This window comes from Sphingomonas sp. LH128 (assembly GCF_000293195.2).
GTDB lineage: Bacteria > Pseudomonadota > Alphaproteobacteria > Sphingomonadales > Sphingomonadaceae > Novosphingobium > Novosphingobium resinovorum_A.
In genome coordinates, this window is record NZ_ALVC01000280.1 from 1 (window position 1) to 2,217 (window position 2,217).

The 2,217-nt window shown below is 61.9% G+C and carries 5 protein-coding genes and 1 pseudogene; 1 reads left to right on the forward strand and 5 read right to left on the reverse strand.

The annotated features are described in order from the left end of the window. Window positions 1–25 precede the first annotated feature (25 nt). Genes LH128_RS20710 through LH128_RS20730 form a run of 5 tightly spaced genes read right to left on the reverse strand, consistent with a single transcriptional unit; the run spans window position 26 to window position 1,729 of the window. A complete protein-coding gene (locus LH128_RS20710) occupies window positions 26–559 on the reverse strand; it encodes a hypothetical protein (protein WP_037520606.1) in 534 nt (177 codons plus the stop codon). Further along, a complete protein-coding gene (locus LH128_RS20715; protein ID WP_020819821.1) occupies window positions 556–756 on the reverse strand; it encodes a hypothetical protein in 201 nt (66 codons plus the stop codon). The genes LH128_RS20710 and LH128_RS20715 overlap by 4 nt, the downstream gene beginning before the upstream one ends. Before the next feature lie 21 nt (window positions 757–777). Beyond that, window positions 778–1,044, reverse strand: a complete 267-nt coding sequence (locus LH128_RS20720; protein WP_008831641.1) for a hypothetical protein — start codon at window positions 1,042–1,044, stop codon at window positions 778–780. Beyond that, window positions 1,041–1,328 (reverse strand): hypothetical protein, encoded by a 288-nt coding sequence (locus LH128_RS20725; RefSeq protein ID WP_008831642.1) that lies wholly within the window; start codon window positions 1,326–1,328, stop codon window positions 1,041–1,043. The genes LH128_RS20720 and LH128_RS20725 overlap by 4 nt, the downstream gene beginning before the upstream one ends. Before the next feature lie 11 nt (window positions 1,329–1,339). After that, entirely contained in the window at window positions 1,340–1,729 is a 390-nt protein-coding gene (locus LH128_RS20730) for a DUF3768 domain-containing protein (protein WP_008831643.1), read from the reverse strand. A gap of 167 nt (window positions 1,730–1,896) precedes the next feature. Here LH128_RS20730 and LH128_RS20735 point away from each other — a divergent pair. Continuing rightward, window positions 1,897–2,217: pseudogene (locus LH128_RS20735) on the forward strand (IS6-like element IS6100 family transposase); the annotation flags it as partial.

The following is a 2,217-nucleotide window of genomic DNA, read 5'->3' on the forward strand; positions in this document are numbered from 1 at the left end:
GGCAGCTGCCACCGCTCCACGCGCGTCAAGCTCTGCCCTCGAAGCGGGCGATCAGCTGCTCCGCTACGGAAGCAATTTCGGCGGGGTCGGCGGTTTGAGTGCAATCGCCGCCTACAACAGCGCCGAGCGTGCCGCCGTCCAGTTGGACAACGTGGACACGCCACACGTCGCGCCGGAGTTCGTATTGATCGGGAAGCGGCCTCTGCATGATTTCATGAAACACTAGGTCAACCCATTGGCGCGCGTCCGGATCGGAAGACGCATCGGCGTAGTCGGCGCGGCTCGCCATGACGCTGTATCGGTCGCCTAGCATGAATTGGCGTTCGCGCGCGCGCCGGTCCTGCTCGATCCGCGTTACGCGATCTTTTTCCGCCCGCTTCATCGCCTGTTTCATCCGAACATCGTCGGCGCTGCGCGTCAGCGCCGCCATGATGTTGGGGACGCGCGCGGGCATATAATGCCCCGCGCGCTCGGCCGCCTCGATCACAAATTGCAAATCGCTGATCTCGGTAGGCGAGAGGGTGACGCGAACGGCGCTCGCCGTGTTGCTGATTTTCATGGCTGCGGCTCCGGCTCTTCTTTCGCCTTGTAGGCGGCAAGGCCGATCCATGATCCGTTGTCGCCGCGAAACTGGCGCACAACATCGCCGCCGTCCCAATGGCCGGTGAAGATGCCGCGCCGGTTGATGCCGCCGACGGGGCGCGTGCGCGCCGCCAGAAGGCGGGCGCGGCGCGTGTCTCGATCTAGGTGGCGCATGGGTTGCATGGTCAATCCTTCCTATTCGCTGGCGGTGTCGAGGTTTGTGCCGATCTCGTCGGCGTCGAAGTCTTCAAGGGCTGAAATCGCGCTTTCCAGTTCGGAAACTGCGGCGTCCATCGCCTGCGCACGTTCGCTGTCCTCAAGGCTGGGTGGTAGATTCTCGCGGGCGGCCTGTTCGTCATCCTTGACGGTTTCAAGCATGTCGCGCGCCTCATCCAACAGGGCTTTGCCCTTGTCGATCAGCACGCGGGCGGCGGCGATCTGCTTGCGGCGTTCGCGGTTCATGCCTCTGCCCTCACGTCGCCGCTGTCGATCTGGAATCCTGCGCGGGCCAGCTCGTCACAAAGGGCGTGCAACCTCTCTTCGCGGGTGCCGCTGGTGGCGATATAGCTGCATCGCCCCCAATGGAACGCGAAGCCTGCACGTTTCAGGCATCCGCGAAACCGCTGGTGGGTGCGGTCGCTCCAATCCAGTGTGCCCGCATAGTTGCGGAAAGCGGCGACGGCGCAGACGGAACCATAATTCTCATCACGCCAGCTAAGCTCGATAACCGGGGGCGATTTGGTCATGATGGCCTCCCTCAATATTCACTGGTTAGGAGAATGGTGAGCACGCGGGTTGTGGCATCGGGATTCCACGGTTCGGCGCTGCCAAATTCAAGATCGCGGTCGTAATAGTCGAACTTCCACATGACCGAGAGGGCTGGGCGCGTGCTGTCGTCAGTCCAGCGGGTATGCCATTGGCCGATCACATCACGATAAAGGAAACCGGCGTCATGCTCGCCGTGCGGGTCGTTGTCGGGTGTGAAATCCTCAAAGCCCTCGATCATCTTGAGAATGTCGGACTGCGTGTTCTCGTCCAGCGCCGCGATGCCTTGCGTAATCACGGTGCGACAAGTCACACCCATCGTTCGCCGCGCAATGTCGTTCAGCGCCGCGATGGTGGCGATCTGGTCAGTTGTCGCTTCCATTTTTCACTCCTTTAGGCGAAGCCGCTGCCTGCGGCCTGCGGCTCTGACCCGCTGGCGAAGCGCGGGATGGGGAGGGGGAAGCAAAATCGATGGGAGTGGTGCGGGCGGCTCTGTTGCAAAAATCGTGAAGCTTGAGCATGCTTGGCGGAGATTGGACGGACGGAACGATGACGGATTTCAAGTGGCGCCATTTCCAGGGTGATGTGATCCTGTGGGCGGTGCGCTGGTATTGTCGCTATCCGATCAGCTATCGCGACCTTGAGGAAATGCTGGCGGAACGCGGCATTTCGGTCGACCATACGACGATCTATCGCTGGGTCCAGTGCTACGCCCCGGAGATGGAGAAGCGGCTGCGCTGGTTCTGGCGGCGTGGCTTTGATCCGAGCTGGCGCCTGGATGAAACCTACGTCAAGGTGCGGGGCAAGTGGACCTACCTGTACCGGGCAGTCGACAAGCGGGGCGACACGATCGATTTCTACCTGTCGCCG